The organism is Streptomyces sp. NPDC024555, assembly GCF_055559335.1.
Window position 1 is genome coordinate 23374 of record NZ_JBVHKV010000019.1, and the last position, 17517, is coordinate 40890.

The 17517-nt window shown below is 73.3% G+C and carries 15 protein-coding genes and 1 pseudogene; 12 read left to right on the forward strand and 4 right to left on the reverse strand.

Going from position 1 to position 17517, the window contains the following annotated elements; all coding sequences use genetic code 11:
- The first annotated feature begins 27 nt into the window (after positions 1-27).
- Positions 28-999, forward strand: coding sequence for an aldo/keto reductase (locus ACZ4FH_RS28685; RefSeq protein ID WP_467308500.1), 972 nt, complete (start codon positions 28-30; stop codon positions 997-999).
- Between the two features lie 10 nt (positions 1000-1009).
- Here the strand turns inward: ACZ4FH_RS28685 and ACZ4FH_RS28690 are convergent.
- Positions 1010-1533, reverse strand: a pseudogene (locus tag ACZ4FH_RS28690) (HAD domain-containing protein).
- Positions 1534-1618: 85 nt separating this feature from the next.
- On the opposite strand from ACZ4FH_RS28690, the gene ACZ4FH_RS28695 reads away from it, so the two are divergent.
- Both ACZ4FH_RS28695 and ACZ4FH_RS28700 read left to right on the forward strand, forming a co-directional pair.
- Complete coding sequence (locus ACZ4FH_RS28695) at positions 1619-2170, forward strand: TetR/AcrR family transcriptional regulator (protein ID WP_383645776.1); 552 nt, start codon at positions 1619-1621, stop codon at positions 2168-2170.
- Complete coding sequence (locus ACZ4FH_RS28700) at positions 2167-3711, forward strand: MFS transporter (protein WP_467308501.1); 1545 nt, start codon at positions 2167-2169, stop codon at positions 3709-3711. Before ACZ4FH_RS28695 ends, ACZ4FH_RS28700 begins: the two co-directional genes overlap by 4 nt.
- Positions 3712-3784: 73 nt before the next feature.
- Here the strand turns inward: ACZ4FH_RS28700 and ACZ4FH_RS28705 are convergent, their stop codons facing one another.
- A complete protein-coding gene (locus ACZ4FH_RS28705; protein WP_383645783.1) occupies positions 3785-4456 on the reverse strand; it encodes a lysophospholipid acyltransferase family protein in 672 nt (223 codons plus the stop codon).
- 234 nt (positions 4457-4690) lie between these two features.
- Here ACZ4FH_RS28705 and ACZ4FH_RS28710 point away from each other — a divergent pair, with 234 nt between their 5' ends.
- The 3 genes from ACZ4FH_RS28710 to ACZ4FH_RS28720 all read left to right on the forward strand — a co-directional run bounded on the left by ACZ4FH_RS28710 (position 4691) and on the right by ACZ4FH_RS28720 (position 7065).
- Positions 4691-5860: a glycerophosphodiester phosphodiesterase gene (locus ACZ4FH_RS28710; RefSeq protein ID WP_467308503.1), complete on the forward strand. Its 1170-nt coding sequence runs from the start codon at positions 4691-4693 to the stop codon at positions 5858-5860.
- A 94-nt stretch (positions 5861-5954) separates the two neighbouring features.
- Positions 5955-6524, forward strand: coding sequence for a sigma-70 family RNA polymerase sigma factor (locus tag ACZ4FH_RS28715; protein WP_467308504.1), 570 nt, complete (start codon positions 5955-5957; stop codon positions 6522-6524).
- A gap of 37 nt (positions 6525-6561) precedes the next feature.
- On the forward strand, positions 6562-7065 hold the full coding sequence (locus tag ACZ4FH_RS28720; RefSeq protein WP_467308643.1) for a GNAT family N-acetyltransferase: 504 nt from the start codon (positions 6562-6564) through the stop codon (positions 7063-7065).
- 4 nt (positions 7066-7069) lie between these two features.
- Here the strand turns inward: ACZ4FH_RS28720 and ACZ4FH_RS28725 are convergent, their stop codons facing one another.
- Both ACZ4FH_RS28725 and ACZ4FH_RS28730 read right to left on the reverse strand, forming a co-directional pair.
- Positions 7070-7507, reverse strand: a complete 438-nt coding sequence (locus ACZ4FH_RS28725) for a hypothetical protein (RefSeq protein ID WP_383645797.1) — start codon at positions 7505-7507, stop codon at positions 7070-7072.
- Between the two features lie 2 nt (positions 7508-7509).
- A complete protein-coding gene (locus ACZ4FH_RS28730) occupies positions 7510-7869 on the reverse strand; it encodes a hypothetical protein (RefSeq protein WP_467308507.1) in 360 nt (119 codons plus the stop codon).
- A gap of 565 nt (positions 7870-8434) precedes the next feature.
- Between ACZ4FH_RS28730 and ACZ4FH_RS28735 the strand changes: the two genes are divergently transcribed.
- From ACZ4FH_RS28735 to cobT, 6 genes are all read left to right on the forward strand, one after another.
- Positions 8435-9496, forward strand: coding sequence for a methionine ABC transporter ATP-binding protein (locus ACZ4FH_RS28735; RefSeq protein WP_467308509.1), 1062 nt, complete (start codon positions 8435-8437; stop codon positions 9494-9496).
- Entirely contained in the window at positions 9493-10164 is a 672-nt protein-coding gene (locus ACZ4FH_RS28740) for a methionine ABC transporter permease (protein ID WP_450684898.1), read from the forward strand. The genes ACZ4FH_RS28735 and ACZ4FH_RS28740 overlap by 4 nt, the downstream gene beginning before the upstream one ends.
- A 71-nt stretch (positions 10165-10235) precedes the next feature.
- Positions 10236-11102 carry a MetQ/NlpA family ABC transporter substrate-binding protein gene (locus tag ACZ4FH_RS28745; protein ID WP_467308511.1) on the forward strand — a complete coding sequence of 289 codons (867 nt, stop codon included), beginning with the start codon at positions 10236-10238 and terminating at the stop codon, positions 11100-11102.
- Between the two features lie 101 nt (positions 11103-11203).
- Positions 11204-11881, forward strand: a complete 678-nt coding sequence (locus tag ACZ4FH_RS28750; RefSeq protein WP_467308512.1) for a GNAT family N-acetyltransferase — start codon at positions 11204-11206, stop codon at positions 11879-11881.
- Between the two features lie 109 nt (positions 11882-11990).
- A complete protein-coding gene (gene cbiE, locus ACZ4FH_RS28755) occupies positions 11991-13232 on the forward strand; it encodes a precorrin-6y C5,15-methyltransferase (decarboxylating) subunit CbiE (RefSeq protein ID WP_467308514.1) in 1242 nt (413 codons plus the stop codon).
- Between the two features lie 333 nt (positions 13233-13565).
- The gene (cobT, locus tag ACZ4FH_RS28760; RefSeq protein ID WP_467308515.1) at positions 13566-17222 is read left to right on the forward strand and encodes a nicotinate-nucleotide--dimethylbenzimidazole phosphoribosyltransferase; all 3657 of its coding nucleotides are present in this window, start codon (positions 13566-13568) and stop codon (positions 17220-17222) included.
- Positions 17223-17517 lie beyond the last annotated feature (295 nt).

Consider the following 17517-nt stretch of genomic DNA (forward strand, 5'->3'; position numbering starts at 1 on the left):
AGGACCCCGCCTACCGAGGAGCCCGCGATGCCGTTCGCCCGACTTGCCGAAGCGACCACCCCGACCGCCCACATCGGGCTCGGCCTGGCGGCCGTCGGCAGGCCCGGCTACATCAACCTCCACCGCGACCGGGACCTGCCGGAGAGCCGCTCGGTGGACGCGCTGCGCGAGCGCACGCACGAACTGCTGGACGCGGCCTACGCGCAGGGCGTGCGCTACTTCGACGCCGCCCGGTCCTACGGCCGCTCCGAGGAGTTCCTGGCCGCGTGGCTGGCCGCCCGGCCCGAGGTCGGCGACGTCGTCGTCGGGAGCAAATGGGGCTACACCTACACCGCCGACTGGAGCGTCGACGCCGAGGCCCACGAGGTGAAGGACCACTCCCTGGCCACCTTCGAGCGGCAGCGCGCCGAGACCGCCGCGCTGCTCGGCGACCGGCTCGACCTCTACCAGATCCACTCGGTGACGGCCGACAGCCCCGCGCTCACCGACAAGGAGCTGCACGCCCGGCTCGCCGCGCTCGCGGCCGACGGCGTCAGCGTCGGCCTCTCCACCAGCGGACCCGGCCAGGCCGACGCGATCCGGGCCGCCCTCACCGTGACCGTGGACGGCGAACCGCTGTTCCGTACGGTCCAGGCCACGTACAACGCGCTGGAGACCTCGGCCGGGCCGGCGCTCGCCGAGGCCCATGACGCCGGGCTCACCGTCATCGTCAAGGAAGCCATGGCCAACGGCCGCCTCGCGGGCACCGAGGCCCCGGCCGTGATGCGGGAGATCGCGGACGCCGAGGGGCTCGGGGCCGACGCGGTCGCCCTCGCCCTCGTGCTGCACCAGCCGTGGGCCGGGGTCGTGCTCTCGGGCGCGGCGACCGTCGCCCAGCTCGCCGGCAACCTCCACGCGCCCGTCCTCGGCCTCGACGAGGAGCGGCGGGCCGGGCTGGACCAGCTGGTGGAGGAGCCGGAGGCGTACTGGCGGCACCGCGCCGCCCTGCCCTGGAGCTGAGACCGGCCGGTCAGCCGGCTGACCCCGGCCCGTCCGCCCACGCGGCCAGCGCCTCGAAGTCGGCCCGCTCCAGGCCCACCCGGGGGTCCGTCCACCGCAGCACGCCGCGACGCCCCCGCCGTGCTCCGCCACCCACGCCCGGTCGTGGTCGGTGATCTCGTCGTCGACCCAGGCGAACGGCCGCCCGGCCGCGTACTCCACGACGTACCGCGTCTTCCAGTACGTCCCGGCCGGGGCGCTGCCGTGCATCTCGGGCCAGTCGATGAACGGCAGTTCGGGCAGGCCCAGACGCGGGCCGATCCACTCGTTCGCCTCGCCCTTCCAGGTGGTGGCCCAGACCAGCTCGTAGCGGCCGCCGAGCGCCAGCAGCTCCTCGCCGTGGCGCGGGTCGAGCAGCACCGGCAGGGGCCGGCCGGAGGTCCAGCCGGTCGGCCGGGTCAGATGCCGGGTGAAGCCCGGGGGCGGCACCCGGCGGTCGAGCGCCGCGTACGGATTGAGCGGACCGTCGACGTCGATCAGCAGCAGCGGCTTCATCCCGCCATGGTCCTCCGGACGGCGACGGAGGCGCGAGCCACTTTCCGGTGAGACATTGATGTCTCAAATGGGTTAGTGTCGTCTCATGACCCTTGATCGTGAGCAGGTTCTGCGCAGCGCCGCCGCCCTGCTGACCCGGAAGTCCACCGCCACCATGGACGAGGTCGCCCGAGCGGCGGGCATCGGCCGCGCCACCCTGCACCGGCACTTCGCCGGACGGGACGCCCTGGTCAGGGCGCTGGAGGAGCTGGGCATCCAGGAGTTCGGGGCGGCGCTCGACGCCGCGGCGCTGGACGAGGGCACGGTCGAGGAGGCCCTGCGGCGCTTCGTCGTCGCGGTGGAGCCCAGCGCCGGACTGCTCTCCTTCCTGGTGACCGAGAACCAGCTCTTCGAGGGCGACGAGCAGAACGAGGGCTGGGACCGGCTGGACGCCCGCGTCTCCGCCTTCTTCCGCCGCGGCCAGGAACGCGGCGAGATCCGCATCGACCTCACCCCCGCCTGGCTGACCGAGGCGCTGTACGGGCTGATCAGCAGCGCCGCCTGGTCCGTCCAGGCCGGCCGGGTGGCCGCACAGGATTTCTCCCACATGATCGTCGAGTTGCTGCTCGGCGGCGCACGCCGGAGCGTGGAGCAATGAGCACCCTGGAACAACGGCCCGAACCCGCACCCGAGGCGTACCGGCCGGGACGGTGGATCGCGCTCGCGGTGCTCGTCCTCGCCGTCCTGCTGGTCGCGGTCGACGCCACCGTCCTCGGCCTCGCCACCCCGTTCCTCAGCGAGGACCTGGAACCGACCGGCACCCAGCTCCTGTGGATCGGCGACGTCTACTCGTTCGTCATCGCCGGGCTCCTCGTCTCGATGGGCAGCCTCGGTGACCGCATCGGCCGCAAGAAGCTGCTGCTCTGCGGCGCCACGGCCTTCGGCGCGGTCTCGGTGCTCAACGCCTACGCGAGCTCCCCCGAGATGATGATCCTGGCGCGGGCGCTGCTCGGTGTCGCCGGTGCCACGCTGATGCCGTCGACCCTGGCCCTGATCCGCAATCTCTTCCACGACGCCCGCGAGCGCAGCCTCGCCATCGGCATCTGGGGCGCGATGGCCTCGGCCGGCGCGGCCGTCGGACCCGTCGTCGGCGGATTCCTGCTGGAGCACTTCTGGTGGGGCTCCGTCTTCCTGATCAACCTGCCGGTCATGGCCGTGCTCGTGGCGGTCGGGATCAAGATGATCCCGGAGTCGAAGAACCCGGCGCCCGGCCCCTGGGACCTGCTCAGCGTGCTGCTCTCGCTGGTCGGCATGATCGGTGTCGTCTACGCGATCAAGGAGCTGGCCGCGCACGGCGGCAGCTGGGAGGTCGCGCTCGCCGGCATCGGCGGACTGGCGGCCCTCGTCTGGTTCGTCCGCAGGCAGTTCCGGCTCCCCGCACCCCTGCTGGACATGCGGCTCTTCCACCACCGGGGCTTCTCCGGCGCGGTCCTCGCCGATCTGCTGACCATCCTCGGCCTCTCCGGCCTGGTCTTCTTCCTCTCCCAGTTCCTGCAACTGGTCCAGGGACGCGGACCGCTGGAGGCCGGGCTCGCCGAACTGCCCGCCGCCGTCGGCGCGGTCACGGCCGGTCTGCTGGCCGGCACCGCCGCCCGCCGCTTCTCCGTGCGCACGGTGGTCTCCGGCGGACTCGCCGCCATCGGACTCGCCCTGGCCGCGGTCGCCGCCGTCCACAAGGACACCGGCTACCCGCTCATCGGCGCGCTCCTGCTCGTCGTCGGCGTGGGCGCCGGCTTCGCCTTCACCGTCACCTCCGACGTGATCCTCTCCAGCGTCCCCAAGGAGCACGCGGGCTCCGCGTCCGCGGTCTCCGAAACGGCCTACGAACTCGGCGCCGCCCTCGGCATCGCCCTGCTCGGCTCCATCGTCACCGGGGTCTACGCGGAGTTCACCGCCCCCGCCGGTACTCCGCCGGCCATCGCGGACGCCGCCCACGAATCGCTCGGCGGCGCGGTCGAATCGGCCAAGGCGCTGCCCGCCCACGAGGCGGAGACCCTCGTCTCCGCCGCCCAGCAGTCGTTCGTCGACGGACTCGGCACGGCCTCGGCGGTCGGCGCCGCCGTCCTCGTGGCCACGGCGGTCGCCGCCTGGTTCCTGCTGCGCGGGCAGGAACTGGAGGAGGGCATCGTGCACGACTGAGCCGTGCGCCGGACACCGCGAAGGGGCCCGTACCGAGTGGTGCGGGCCCCTTCGCGAGCACGGGGGACAGGCGTCAGGCCGCCTTGGCCTTCGTGGCGTACATGTCGACGTACTCCTGGCCGGAGAGCCGCATCACCTCGGCCATCACCGAGTCCGTCACCGCCCGCAGCACATAGCGGTCGCGGTCCATGCCCTCGTAGCGGGAGAACTCCATCGGCTCACCGAAGCGCACCGTGACCTTGCCCGGCCGCGGCAGGCCCGCGCCGCCCGGCTGGAGCTTGTCCGTGCCGATCATCGCGAACGGCACCACCGGCGCGCCGGTCATCAGCGTCAGCCGCGCGATGCCCGTACGGCCCCGGTAGAGCCGGCCGTCGGGGGAGCGGGTGCCCTCCGGGTAGATCGCGAAGGCCTTGCCCTCCTCCAGCACCCGGCGCCCCGTCATCAGCGCCGCGACACCGCCGCGCCCGCCGTCCCGGTCCACCGGGATCATGCCGACGCCGGTGAAGAACCAGGCCATCAGCCGGCCCTTGAGCCCCTTGCCCGTGACGTACTCGTCCTTGCCGATGAAGAACACCGGACGGTCGCAGCAGATCGGCATGATCATCGAGTCGATGAACGTCAGATGGTTGCCCGCGAGGATCACCGGCCCGGTGCCCGGAACGTTCTCGATGCCCTCTATCCGCGGACGGAACATCAGGCGCAGGATCGGTCCGAGCACTGCCTTGATGAGTGCGAGACGGGACAACGGTTCCTCCGGTGTAGTGGCCGGGCCGGCCGAGGCAGGGGATTGAGCGGGTCCGTGCAGGTGAGGACGATACTCGTGGGTACTCGCCGCACGCACATCGGGTTCATCCAGTGGATACGCAGTGTTGATGCGTGTTTCCGCCATGTTCGCCCAGGTGCCGCCGTCCGGACGGCACCGCTGCCTACGCTCGATCCTCGCACGACAGGTGCCGTACATCACATGCGAGGAGCATTCATGTCAGAGCGTGCGCAGGCCGCCCCCGGACGACGGACCGTCATGGGCGCGGGGGCCGCCGTAGTCGGAGCCGCCGCCCTCGGCGTCACCGGCACGGCACAGGCCGCGGAGAAGAACGCCGGAACGTCCGCGGGACACGGCGCCGGACACCGCCTCGACCTGCCCGTCCCCACGGTCATCGGCCACCGCGGCACCAGCGGCTACCGCCCCGAGCACACCCTCGGCTCCTACCAGCTCGCCCTCGACATGGGCGCCCACATCATCGAGCAGGACCTGGTGCCGACCCGGGACGGCCATCTCGTCTGCCGCCACGAGAACGACATCACCGCCACGACCGATGTCGCCGACCACCCCGAGTTCGCGAGCCGCCGGACCACCAAGACCGTCGACGGCACCGCCCTCACCGGCTGGTTCACCGAGGACTTCACCCTCGCCGAGCTGAAGACCCTGCGCGCCAAGGAGCGCATCCCCGGCAACCGCCAGAAGAACACGCTGTACGACGGCCGCTGGGAGGTCCCCACCTTCGAGGAGGTCCTGCGCTGGGCCGACCGCGAGGGCCGCCGCCGGTCGAAGCCGGTCTGGCTGTACGTCGAGACCAAGCACCCCACCTACTTCCGCGGCCTGGGCCTCGGCCTGGAGGAGCCCCTCGCCAAGCTGCTGCGCCGCTACGGCCGGCACCGCGCCCAGTCCCCGCTGATCCTCCAGTCCTTCGAGCCCAGCAGCATCCAGCGGCTCTCGAAGCTCGTCGCCACCCCGCGCGTCGTCCTGCTCTCCGGGGCCGGCTCCAAGCCCTGGGACTTCGTCGCCACCGGCGACCCCCGCACCACCGACGACCTGATCCGGCCGGCCGGGCTGAAGTGGATGGCCTCCTACGCCCAGGGCATCGGCCCCACCCTGGACCTCGTCATCCCCAAGGACGCCTCCGGCCGGCTCACCGAGCCGACCAGCCTGGTGCGCGACGCCCACGCCCAGGGCCTCGTCCTCCACCCGTACACGATGCGCAACGAGAACACCTTCCTGCCGGCCGAGTTCCGCCGGGGCACCGACCCCAACGCCTACGGCGACGCCTTCGGCGCCTTCGCCGCGTACTTCGCCACCGGCATCGACGGGATCTTCTCCGACAACCCCGACACCGCGCTCCTGGCCGCCGCGGACTTCGCGCGCACGTAACCGCCCGCGTCAGCACCCGGCCGGGGCGTGCCCCGGTCGGGTGGTCCCGGACGGTTCCGCGACCGGCGGGGCCCGCACCGGGTCGGGTGGGGGCGTGACCACGACCGATCTCTCCCGCACCCCGTCCGCCCCCGGCGCCGCCGCCCTCGTCCGCACCCTGTATCCGCTGGTCGGGGCCGAGGCGCGGGCGGAGGCCTGCGCCACCGGGGCGGCCGTCGACCCCGCCGACCTCGAACAGACCGTCTGGCTGCGGCTGCTGGAACGGCTGGCCGACCGGGGCGCGCCCGCCGACCCCGGCCGCTGGGTGCGCGACACCGTCCGGGCGGAGGCCCGCCGCGCCCGCCGCGCCGCCCGCCGCGAGCAGCCCTACGACGACCGGACCGCCGCCGCCCCCGCCGGCCCCGACGGCTGCCCCGAGCGGGCCTTCCTCCGCGCCGACCGGCGGCGGATCCTGCGCGCCGCGGTCGCCCGGCTCTCCGCGCCCTGCGCCCGCTTACTGGAGGCGCTGCTCGCCCCGGACGATCCGACCTACCGCGAGATCGCGGGGGCGTTGGGTATGTCACAGGGGAGTTTGGGCCCGATGCGTTCCCGATGCCTGGGTTGTCTGCGCAGAATGCTCGCGGCGGAGGTTGTAGCTCCTGAACTGCGGGGAAAGGAGCGGTAGACAACCGGCGGAACAGGTGAGCGAGAGGCATGCGCAGATGGGCATGAGCGTGATCATCTCGGCGGCGGAGACGCAGGACGCCGAGCAGATCTTGAAACTCCAGTACCTCTGTTTCCAGAGCGAGGCGGAACTGTACGGGAACTACCGGATCGACCCGCTCGTCCAGACCCTCGACTCGGTCCGCGCCGAGATCGCGACGAACCTGGTGTTCGTGGCGCGGCTCGGCGAGGAGGTCGTCGGTTCGGTACGGGGATCGACCGGACAGGACGGGGCCGGCGAGATCGGGCGGCTCTGCGTCCACCCCCGGCTCCAGGGCCACGGCCTGGGCGCCCGGCTGCTGGGCGCCGCGGAGGCCGGCCTCGCCGACCAGCGCGCGGCGACCCGCTTCCGGCTGTACACCGGCCACCGCAGCGAGGGAAATCTGCGGCTCTACCGGCGGGTGGGCTACGCCCCGGTCGGGAACATCACGGGCGTCGACGGCGTGCGGATGATCCTGCTGGAGAAGGAGGCCACGGCGCCCGCGTACGTGCAGAGCGCCTGAGCGCTCACGCGGTCCGCGCGCGGCGCAGCCACATCATCCCGGTGACCGGAAGGATCACCGGGATGAAGAGGTAGTCCCGGCCGAAGTACGACCACACGGTGGCGTCCGAGAACGCCGAGGGCTCCACCAGCGTCCAGGTCCCCACGACCAGCACCCCGGCCAGCTCGGCGGCGCAGCACACCAGCGCCGTCCGGCGCGCCCGCTCGCCCCCGCGCACCAGCGAGTAGGTGATGAAGCCGTAGACCAGGGCGGCGCCCGCCGACAGCACGTACGACAGCGGCGCCCTGCCGAAGTCCAGGATCATCTGCACCAGGGCGCGCGAGGCCGCGGCCACGGTGAAGACCCCGTAGAACCAGACCAGCACCCGGCCGGGGCCGGTGCCCAGGTCGAAGGGGCGCTTGGCGTCGGCGGCCGTCGCGGGTCCGCTCTCGGTGTCGGTCACGGTCAGTTTCCCCAGATGTCGTAGAGCCGTACTTCCAGCACGGCCAGCACCACCGCGCCCGCCGCCACCGTCACGGAACCCCACCGGGTCCGCTCGCTCAACGACAGGAACCCGGCCGCCGGTACGGCGAGGAAGGCCCCGATCAGATACGCGATGAAGATGGTCATGCCCTGGTCCGGCCGCTCGCCGCGGGCCAGCTGGACGACGCCCACCACCAGCTGGGCCAGTGCCAGCACCGAGACCACGGCCATGCCGATGAAGTGCCAGTCCTTGGTGGGCTGGTCCCGGTAGGCGGCGAATCCGCACCAGGCGGCGAGGGCGAGGGCGGCCACGGCGACCGCGATCGTCAGGGCGTCAAGCATGAGGTGAGGGTATTACGGGCGGTTCCGCCCCTCGCGTGCGCCCCCGGGACCGCCCGCGGGCGCCGTGGCCTTGACCACAGCCCGCCTCCGGGGCCGGTCCGCGACCGGGGCCGCCGAATCCTCGGGCGGTGCGGCGTTTACGCAGGTCACAGCCGTAGGCGGATCGGGTGGCGCCGGCGCTCCGCGCCATCCAGCACTGTCCGCTATTCGGACAGTCGGTTCGGTGGATCCGTTACGTCTGTTTTACTTGGCCCATGACCACGACGAGCAGCCGCACCCTTGCGACCGAGGCGAACACGACGCCCGGTGCTCGTTGTACGGGTCGAATGCGCGCCTTCTGAGGGCCCACGCCAGAGCCTCGCGCCCCGAAGCGAGACCGAGCCCAGCCGTTCCGCACCCAGCGGAACGTGCCCTTCCATGAGACGCCGCCCCGCTGCCGCACCGCGCAGGGCCACGCCGGAAACCGGCTCGGAACGTCCGATCGAAACGTCCGGACAGTCTCGACGGACGAATGCCCCGTGCCCGGCGGACACCGCGCCGCGCACTCGACAGTGACGGAAACCCTGTGATCACCACTACGGGCCTCACGAAGGTCTATCAGTCGCGCGGCCGTGAGGTCACCGCCCTGGACGGCGTCGACCTGCACGTCCGCGAGGGCGAGGTGTTCGGCGTCATCGGGCAGAGCGGCGCCGGCAAGTCCTCCCTCATCCGCTGCGTCAACCTGCTGGAACGCCCCACCTCCGGGACCGTGACCGTGGCCGGCCGGGACCTCACCGCCCTCGCGGGCCGGGGCCGCCGGGCCGGCAAGGAACTGCGCGAGGCGCGCAGCCGCATCGGCATGGTCTTCCAGCACTTCAACCTGCTGGCCTCCCGCACCGTCCGGGGCAACGTCGAACTGCCCCTGGAGATCCTCGGCGTCACCGGCCGCGAACGCTCCCGCAAGGCCCTCGAACTCCTCGACCTGGTCGGCCTCGCCGACAAGGCAAAGGCCTACCCCGGACAGCTCTCCGGCGGCCAGAAGCAGCGCGTCGGCATCGCCCGCGCCCTGGCCGGCGACCCCAAGGTCCTCCTCTCCGACGAGGCGACCTCCGCCCTGGACCCCGAGACCACCCGCTCCGTCCTCCAGCTGCTGCGCGACCTCAACCGGCAGCTCGGCCTCACCGTCCTGCTCATCACCCACGAGATGGACGTCGTCAAGACGGTCTGCGACTCCGCCGCGCTGATGCGGCAGGGCCGGATCGTCGAGTCCGGCACCGTCGGCGACCTCCTCGCCACCCCCGGATCCGAACTGGCCCACGAACTGTTCCCGGTCGGCGGCACCGCCTCCGGACCCGACCGCACCGTCGTCGACGTCACCTTCCACGGCGACGCCGCCGGCCGGCCCGTGATCTCGCAGCTCTCGCGTACGTACAACATCGACATCTCGATCCTGGGCGCCGCGATGGACACCGTCGGCGGCAAGCAGATCGGCCGGATGCGCATCGAACTGCCCGGACGCTTCGAGGAGAACGTCGTCCCGATCGGCTTCCTGCGCGAGCAGGGCCTCCAGGCCGAACTCGTCGACGACGCCCCCGCCCCGGACACCGCACCCGTTTCCGCACCGCTCACCAAGGAGGTGGCGAAGTGACCTGGTCCGAAATGCAGCCGCTGCTGACGCAGGGCACCGTCGACACCCTCTACATGGTCCTGTGGTCCACCGTCGTCACGGTCCTGGTCGGCCTGCCGCTCGGCGTCCTGCTGGTCCTCACCGACAAGGGCGGACTGCTCCAGAACACCCCGGTGAACAAGGTCGTCGGCGTCATCGTGAACATCGGCCGCTCGCTGCCGTTCATCATCCTGCTGATCGCCCTGATCCCGTTCACCACCTGGGTCGTCGGCACCTTCATCGGCCCCACCGCCATGATCGTGCCGCTCGCCGTCGGAGCCATCCCCTTCTTCGCCCGGCTCGTCGAGACGGCCGTGCGCGAGGTCGACCACGGACTGGTCGAGGCCGTCCAGTCCATGGGCGGGTCCATCCCCACGATCGTGCGCAAGGTCCTGCTGCCGCAGTCGCTGCCGTCGCTCGTCTCCGGGGTCACCACCACCGTCATCGTGCTCATCGGCTACTCGGCGATGGCCGGCGCGGTCGGCGGCGAAGGACTCGGCTCCAAGGCCGTCACCTACGGATTCCAGCGCTTCGACAACCGGTTCATGCTCATCACCGTCGCGCTCCTCGTCGTCATCGTCACCGTGATCCAGCTGATCGGCGACACGGCCGTACGCCTGCTGGCCCGCCGCGGCCGTACCGCCTCCTGAGACTTCTCTCCTCCGAGCCCGCACTCCTTGTCCGGGCGCACCACCATCACCACCTGAAAGAGGCACTCTTCGTGCGTAAGAACATCAAGATCACCGCGGCAGCCGCCGCCACCGCCGCCCTCGCCTTCGGTCTCACGGCCTGCGGCACCGACTCCGACCCGTCCGCCAAGAGCGGGTCCGGCGCCTCGGCGGACACCTCCAAGGCGCTCGTCGTCGCCGCGTCCCCGACGCCGCACGCCGACATCCTCGGCTTCGTCCAGAAGAACCTGGCGGCCAAGGCCGGTCTCAAGCTGGAGGTCAAGGAGTTCACGGACTACGTCCTGCCGAACACCGCCACCGAATCCGGCCAGGTCGACGCCAACTTCTTCCAGCACCAGCCCTACCTGGACGACTTCAACCAGAAGAACAACACCCACCTGGTCTCCGTCGGCACCGTCCACCTGGAGCCCCTCGGCCTCTACTCCAAGAAGGTCAAGGCGCTCTCCGACATCAAGGCCGGCCAGACCGTCGCCGTCCCGAACGACACCACCAACGAGGGCCGGGCGCTCCAGCTCCTCGCCGAGAACGGCCTGATCACCCTCAAGGACGGCGTCGGCACCAGCGCCAAGCTCAGCGACATCACCGACAAGAAGGGCCTGTCCTTCAAGGAGCTGGAGGCCGCCACCGTGCCCCGCGCCCTGAACGACGTGGACGCCGCCGTCATCAACGGCAACTACGCCATCGAGGCGAAGCTCAAGCCCGCCGACGACGCCCTCGTCCTGGAGAAGGCCGACGGCAACCCGTACGCCAACATCGTCGCGGTGAAGAAGGGCGACGAGAAGGACCCCCGCGTCCAGAAGCTCGTGCAGCTCCTGCACTCCGACGAGGTCAAGAAGTTCATCGAGGACACCTACCAGGGCTCGGTCATCCCGGCCTTCGGTACGGCCGCCAAGTCCTGACCCCGGCAGGGCACTTGTCCGACGAGCCCCGCACACCCCGCCCGGGTGCGCGGGGCTCCGTCGCGCCCACCCGGCCATGCGCGCGCCCCACCCGATGCTGCATGCTGTGCCTTTACACGGTCTTCGGCATGGAGCTGCGCATGACTTCCACCTTTCCGGACATCTCCATCAGCACGGACCGGTTGGTGCTGCGCCCGTTCGACATGACGGACGTCCCCGCGTACATCGAGATGATGAACGACGAACTCGTCACGGCCTGGACCGACGCACCCCACCCCTACACCCGCGTCGACGCCGAACGATGGGTCCGCCGGATCGCCCCCAGCAAGCGCACCGGCGGCGACGGCATCGCCCTGGCCGTCACCGAGTTCCTCACCCAGCGCCTCGTCGGCTCGGTCCGCCTCCGCCGCACCGACTGGCGCACCCGCTCGGCCGAGGCCGCCTACATCACGGCCCCCTGGGCGCGCGGCGAGGGATACGCCACCGAATCGGTGCTGGCCCTCGCCCAGTGGCTCTTCCGCGACCAGGGCTTCGAACGGCTTGAACTGCGCACCGCCGCCGACAACACCGCCGCCCAGCAGGTCGCGCAGAAGCTCGGCTGCATCAGCGAGGGCGTCCTGCGCAACGCCCGGATAGCCCGGTCGCAGACCGAGGACGGCGGATGGACCGACATCCGGACCGACCTGATCGTCTGGGGCCTGCTCCCCGAGGACCTCGAAGGCGTGGCCGAACAGCTCGCCGACGCCGGCGGCTACGGCACGTACCAGGACTGGAACTGACCGGGCGCCGGGGCGGGCGCGCCGCGTTGGTCCGGACCGGGTAACCTCACCCTGCCCGTCCCCGGGCATGCAAGCCCCCACCTGCGACGACTCAGGAGACTGACGACAGATGGCCGACCGGGTCACAGTGATCGGCTGGGACGGCTCACCACTGACCAGAGCGGCCACCGCCGCCCTCTCGGCCGCCACCCTCGTCGCCGGGGCCGCCCACCACCTCGCGCTGCCCGAGGTCCCCGCACGCGCCGAACGCATCCGCCTCGGCTCCGTCGACCTCGCCGCCCGCCGTATCGCCGGCCACCGCGGCAGCGCCGTGGTCCTCGCCGACGGCGACCCCGGATTCTTCGGCGTCGTCCGCACCCTGCGCGCCCCCGAGCACGGACTGGAGGTCGAAGTGGTGCCCGCCGTCTCCTCGGTCGCCACCGCCTTCGCCCGCGCCGGCATGCCCTGGGAGGACGCCCAGACCGTCGTCGCCCACCCCCGCACCCTGCGCCGCGCGGTCAACGTCTGCCGCGCCCACCACAAGGTCGCCGTCCTCACCTCGCCCGGCGCCGGCCCCGCCGAACTGGCCCTCCTCCTCGAAGGCGTCCACCGCACCTTCGTCATCTGCGAGGAACTCGGCACCGCACGCGAACAGGTCACCGTCGTCACCTCCGACACCGCCGCCGACCACGTCTGGCGCGACCCGAACGTCGTCATCGTCGTCGGCCAGGGCCCCGAGCAGCGCGCCGACGCCGGCTGGATCGCCGGCCGCCACCCCGCCTACCCGCAGGGCCTGCGCGGCTGGGCGCTGCCCGCCGACGCCTACCGGGACGACACCGGCCGGGAGGTCCCCGACACGACCGGCGAGGGCGAGTCCCCGCAGCTGCGCGCCGCCCAGCTCGCCCATCTGGGACCGCGCACCGGGGACCTCGTCTGGGACATCGGCTCCGGATCCGGGGCGCTGGCCGTGGAGGCCGCCCGCTTCGGCGCGGCGGTCCTGGCCGTCGACAGCGACCCGGAGGCCTGCGCCCGCACCACCGCCGCCGCGCGGACCTTCGGCGTCCAGCTCCAGGTCGTCGAGGGACGCGCCCCGCACGTCCTGGAACGGCTGCCCGAACCCGACGTCGTCCGCATCGGGGGCGGCGGCGTCCCCGTCGCCACCGCCGTCGCCGACCGCAGGCCCGAACGGATCGTGACCCACGCCTCGACCCGCGACGAGGCCGAGGCCCTGGGCGCCGCCCTCGGCGAGAACGGCTACACGGTCCGCTGCTCCCTCCTCCAGTCCGTCGAACTGGACACGTCCGCATGGTCGGAGCGCGAACGCACGGTCGTGTTCCTGCTGTCCGCGCTGCGTTCGGACCTTGCCCCCTGACCCGCCCGGCACGCGGCGGGAGGTAGGCTGGCCGATCGTTGCACCGCGCCCGGCCGTTCGTCGCTTCGTTCGTCAATGTCCGGAAAAGGGGACCGTTTTGGCCCCCGTTGTGGTACGGCAGAACCGGGGGACGCGCGACGTGGCGCAGTCCACAGCGAGCCGTGGCGAAATGACCTGCCGCGGCGGCGATCGGCCGCGAGAATGCAGTATGTCCGCGACCGCTTCGTGCCGCTCGGCGTGCCCGCTCGTTCCACTGGACGAGCGCCCGCGTGCCGTGTTCGGGCGTCCCGGGCGTAGGGCCGAAGGAGCACTGACGATGGGCGAGGGGTACGCATGAGTGACACCGGCCGGATCCCGGGCGAGGGACTGCCGGAGAACGCGGGCATGGTGGAGCAGCCGGGCATCCCCGCCCCGGACGGCTACTCCTTCCCCGACCACTCCGAGCACACGCCCGAGGAAGACGACCTCCTGCTGATGCCGAGCGCCCAGGGGGCGTGGGGCGAGCCCCACATCGTCCCGGCGCCGCACCACGGCCCGCTCACGGACCCGCTGCCCGGCCCCGCGCAGCCGCAGGGCCCGGTGCAGTTCCAGGAGCAGACCCCGGTGTACGCCGGACACCAGCAGTACGCCGAACCGCTCGCGCAGACCGGCCAGGGCACCCACGAGTCCGGCGGCCGGGACTCCGGCCATGTCGACCTCGGCGGGGTGCGCATGCCCCAGGCCGCGCCCGCCCCGTCGCCCGCGTCCCCGGCCCCGTCGCCCGTCCGCCGCCCGCTGCACCGGGGCCCGGCCTCGGCCGAGTCGCCCTCGTACGGCGGTACGTCGGGGATCGGCGTCGTCCGCTCGCTGGCCGACCGGGGCCCGGCCGGCGCACCGCAGCCCCGCGCGCAGACGGCCGTCCAGCCGCCCGCCGCCCGGCACGCCGGTCCCGCCACCGCCGAACCCGAGTACTTCGAGCTGCCCGCCGACGAGGCGGCCGTCCTGCCGGGCCCGCAGCTGGGCGAGATCCCGCCCCAGGGCTCCGGCCCGTGGGCGGCCCCGGCCGCCGCGCCCGTCGCCGAGCAGGCACCGGCCGCAGAAACGGTCGTCCCGGCGGCGGCCCCGGAAGCCGCCCGGGAGACGGTTCCGGAAGCCGCCCCGGCACAGGCGCCCGACGGGGCCGTGGCCCCCGAGGCCGTGGCCGACGCGGTGGTGACGGAGCCGGCCCAGGCCGGGAGCACTGTTGCCCCCGCCGCCGAGGTGCCCGCGCCCGAGACGGCCGCGGCGCCCGCGGGGACCCCCGTCGTCGAGGCGCCGGCCGCCGAGGCCCCCGTCGCGGAGGTGCCCGCGGAAGCGGCGCCGGTCGCACAGGCACCGGTCGCACAGGCACCGGTCGCTCAGGCCCCGGCGGAGGAAGCTCCGGCGGAAGAGGCCGCGCGTCCCGAGGCCGCCGCCGCCGAGGCCCCCGTCGTGGAGACGCCGCCCGCCGAAGCCGTGGCCACGGAGGCCCCTGCCGTGGAGGCCGCGGCCCCCGAGACCCTTCCGGACCAGCCGCGGCCCGAAGCGGCGGTCGTGGACGAGGCGCCCGTGACCCTGCCCGACGCGGCGCTCCCGGCCGAGAGCGTGCCGGTGCCCGGGGACGGGCAGCTGACGGACGGTCCGCCGTCCGCCGCGCCCGCGACGGCGGAGCCGGTGGCAGAGCAGTCCGTGGCGGTCGCACCGCCGGCGGAGCCGGAGGCACCCGCCGAGACCGCTGCCCGGCCCGAGCCCGAGGCGGCGGACGCCGGGACCGCTCCGGTCACGGAGAAGCGGATCGGCCCCATCGCCCTGGGCCCCGTGCCGGAACCCGAGGCGGAGAGCGGCCCCGAGGTCATCGAGACCCCCGACCTGACGCCGCACCAGCCGGAGGCGACGCTTCCGGAGACCGTGGCGGCCGAGGCGGCCGTTCCTGCCGAGGCGGCGGCGCCCGCCGAGGCACCGGTCGCGGCGCAGCCGCAACAGTCCGACGGTGTGAATCCCGAGGTACGTGAGGCGCCCGAGGCGCCGGTGGAGAACCCGGTCCAGGAGGCGGAAGCCGTGGTCCAGGGAGCGCAGGCCCCGGCACCGGCCGAGGCCCCGGCCGAGACCCGGCCCGACGCCCCCGCCCACGACGGCACCACGCCCCCGGCGGACGCCGGGGCCCAGGAGCCCCACGGACCCCAGGGATCCGAGCCGGCCGAGACCGTCGCCGCGTCCGACGACGCCCCCGCCGACGCCATCGACGAGGCGGCCGACCCCGTCCCGCCGGCCCCCGGCTACGACGACGCCGAGCGCGAGGCCGTCCTGCGCGTCATGCGCGAGCGCCGCGACATCCGCAACGGCTTCCGCGGCGACCCCGTCCCGCACGAGGTGCTGCTGCGCGTCCTGGAGGCGGCCCACACCGCCCCCAGCGTCGGGCACTCCCAGCCGTGGGACTTCGTCGTCATCCGCTCCGCCGAGACCCGCCGCTCCATGCACGAACTGGCCCAGCGCCAGCGTGACGCGTACGCCAAGTCGCTCCCCAAGGCGCGGGCCAAGCAGTTCAAGGAACTGAAGATCGAGGCGATCCTCGACACTCCGGTCAACATCGTCGTCACGGCCGACCCGACCCGGGGCGGCCGCCACACCCTCGGCCGGCACACCCAGCCGCAGATGGCCCCGTACTCCTCGGCGCTCGCCGTCGAGAACCTGTGGCTGGCCGCCCGCGCCGAAGGGCTCGGCGTCGGCTGGGTCAGCTTCTTCGACGAGCGCGAGATGGTCCGCGCCCTGGGGCTGCCCGAGCACCTCGAAGTCGTCGCCTACCTCTGCGTGGGCTACGTCGACGAGTTCCCCGAGGAGCCCGAGCTGATGCAGGCCGGCTGGTCCAAGCGCCGCCCGCTCTCCTGGGTCGTCCACGAGGAGACGTACGGCCGCCGCGCCCTGCCCGGCGAGGAGCCGCACGACCTGCTCCAGGAGACCGTCTCCAGCATCCGGCCGCTGGACGCCAAGGCGCTCGGCGAGGCCTGGGAGCGGCAGAAGCGGATGACGAAGCCGGCCGGCGCCCTCGGCATGCTGGAGATCATCTCCGCCCAGCTCTCCGGCCTCTCCCGGATGTGCCCGCCGCCGATCCCGGAGCCCGCGGCCGTCGCGATCTTCGCGGGCGACCACGGGGTGCACGCCCAGGGCGTCACGGCCTGGCCGCAGGAGGTCACCGGCCAGATGGTCGCCAACTTCCTCGGCGGCGGCGCCGTCTGCAACGCCTTCGCCGCCCAGGTCGGCGCCGAGGTGTGCGTCGTCGACGTCGGCGTGGCCACCGAACTGCCCGCCACGCCCGGACTGCTGCCCCGCAAGGTGCGGGCCGGCACCGCGGACTTCACCACCGGCCCCGCGCTCACCCGCGAAGAGGTCCTGGCCGCGATCGAGGTCGGCATCGAGACCGCCCGCGATCTGGTCGCGGCCGGCAACAAGGGGCTGCTCACCGGCGAGATGGGCATCGCCAACACCACCGCGTCCGCCGCCCTGATCTGCGTCTACACGGGCATGGACCCGGCCGAGGTCACCGGCCGGGGCACCGGCATCAACGACGAGATGCACGCCCGCAAGGTCGACGTGGTGCGCCGCGCCCTCGAACTGCACCAGCCGGACCCGGCCGACCCGATCGGCGTCCTGGCCGCCGTCGGCGGTCTGGAGCACGCGGCCATGGCCGGATTCCTGCTCGGCGGGGCCTCGCTCCGCACCCCGGTGGTCCTGGACGGGGTCAGCGCGGGCGCCGCCGCCCTCGTCGCCCGTGCCATCGCCCCGGAGGCCCTGGCCGCGTGCATCGCCGGCCACCGCAGCGCCGAGCCCGGCCACGTCGCGGCGCTCAACAAGCTGGGCCTGCGCCCGCTGGTCGACCTCGACCTGCGCCTCGGCGAGGGCACCGGCGCCCTGCTGGCCCTGCCGATCGTGCAGAGCGCGGCCCGCGCCATGCACGAGGTCGCCACGTTCGACTCGGCGGGTGTGACGGAGAAGTAGTCCGGCCGGCCACCGGGCCGCGTCCGGAGAGTCCCGCCCCGGCCCCCGGGCGCACGGCGGGACCGCTCCGGACCCGGCCCGGTGCCGCAGGGGCGCCACGGACCCCTCGGCCCTTCGCGGCGCGGCATCCCGTGTCCGGAAGGTCCGGGGCCCGCCGCCGGCACCCGGCCGCCGTCCTCGCACCCGCCCCCACCCCGTTCGCGAGGCCCGGGGCCCGCCGCCGGCACCCGGCCACCCTCTTCGCACCCGCCCCCACCCCGTATCGTGAACCCCACCACGATCCGCGACACCGCAC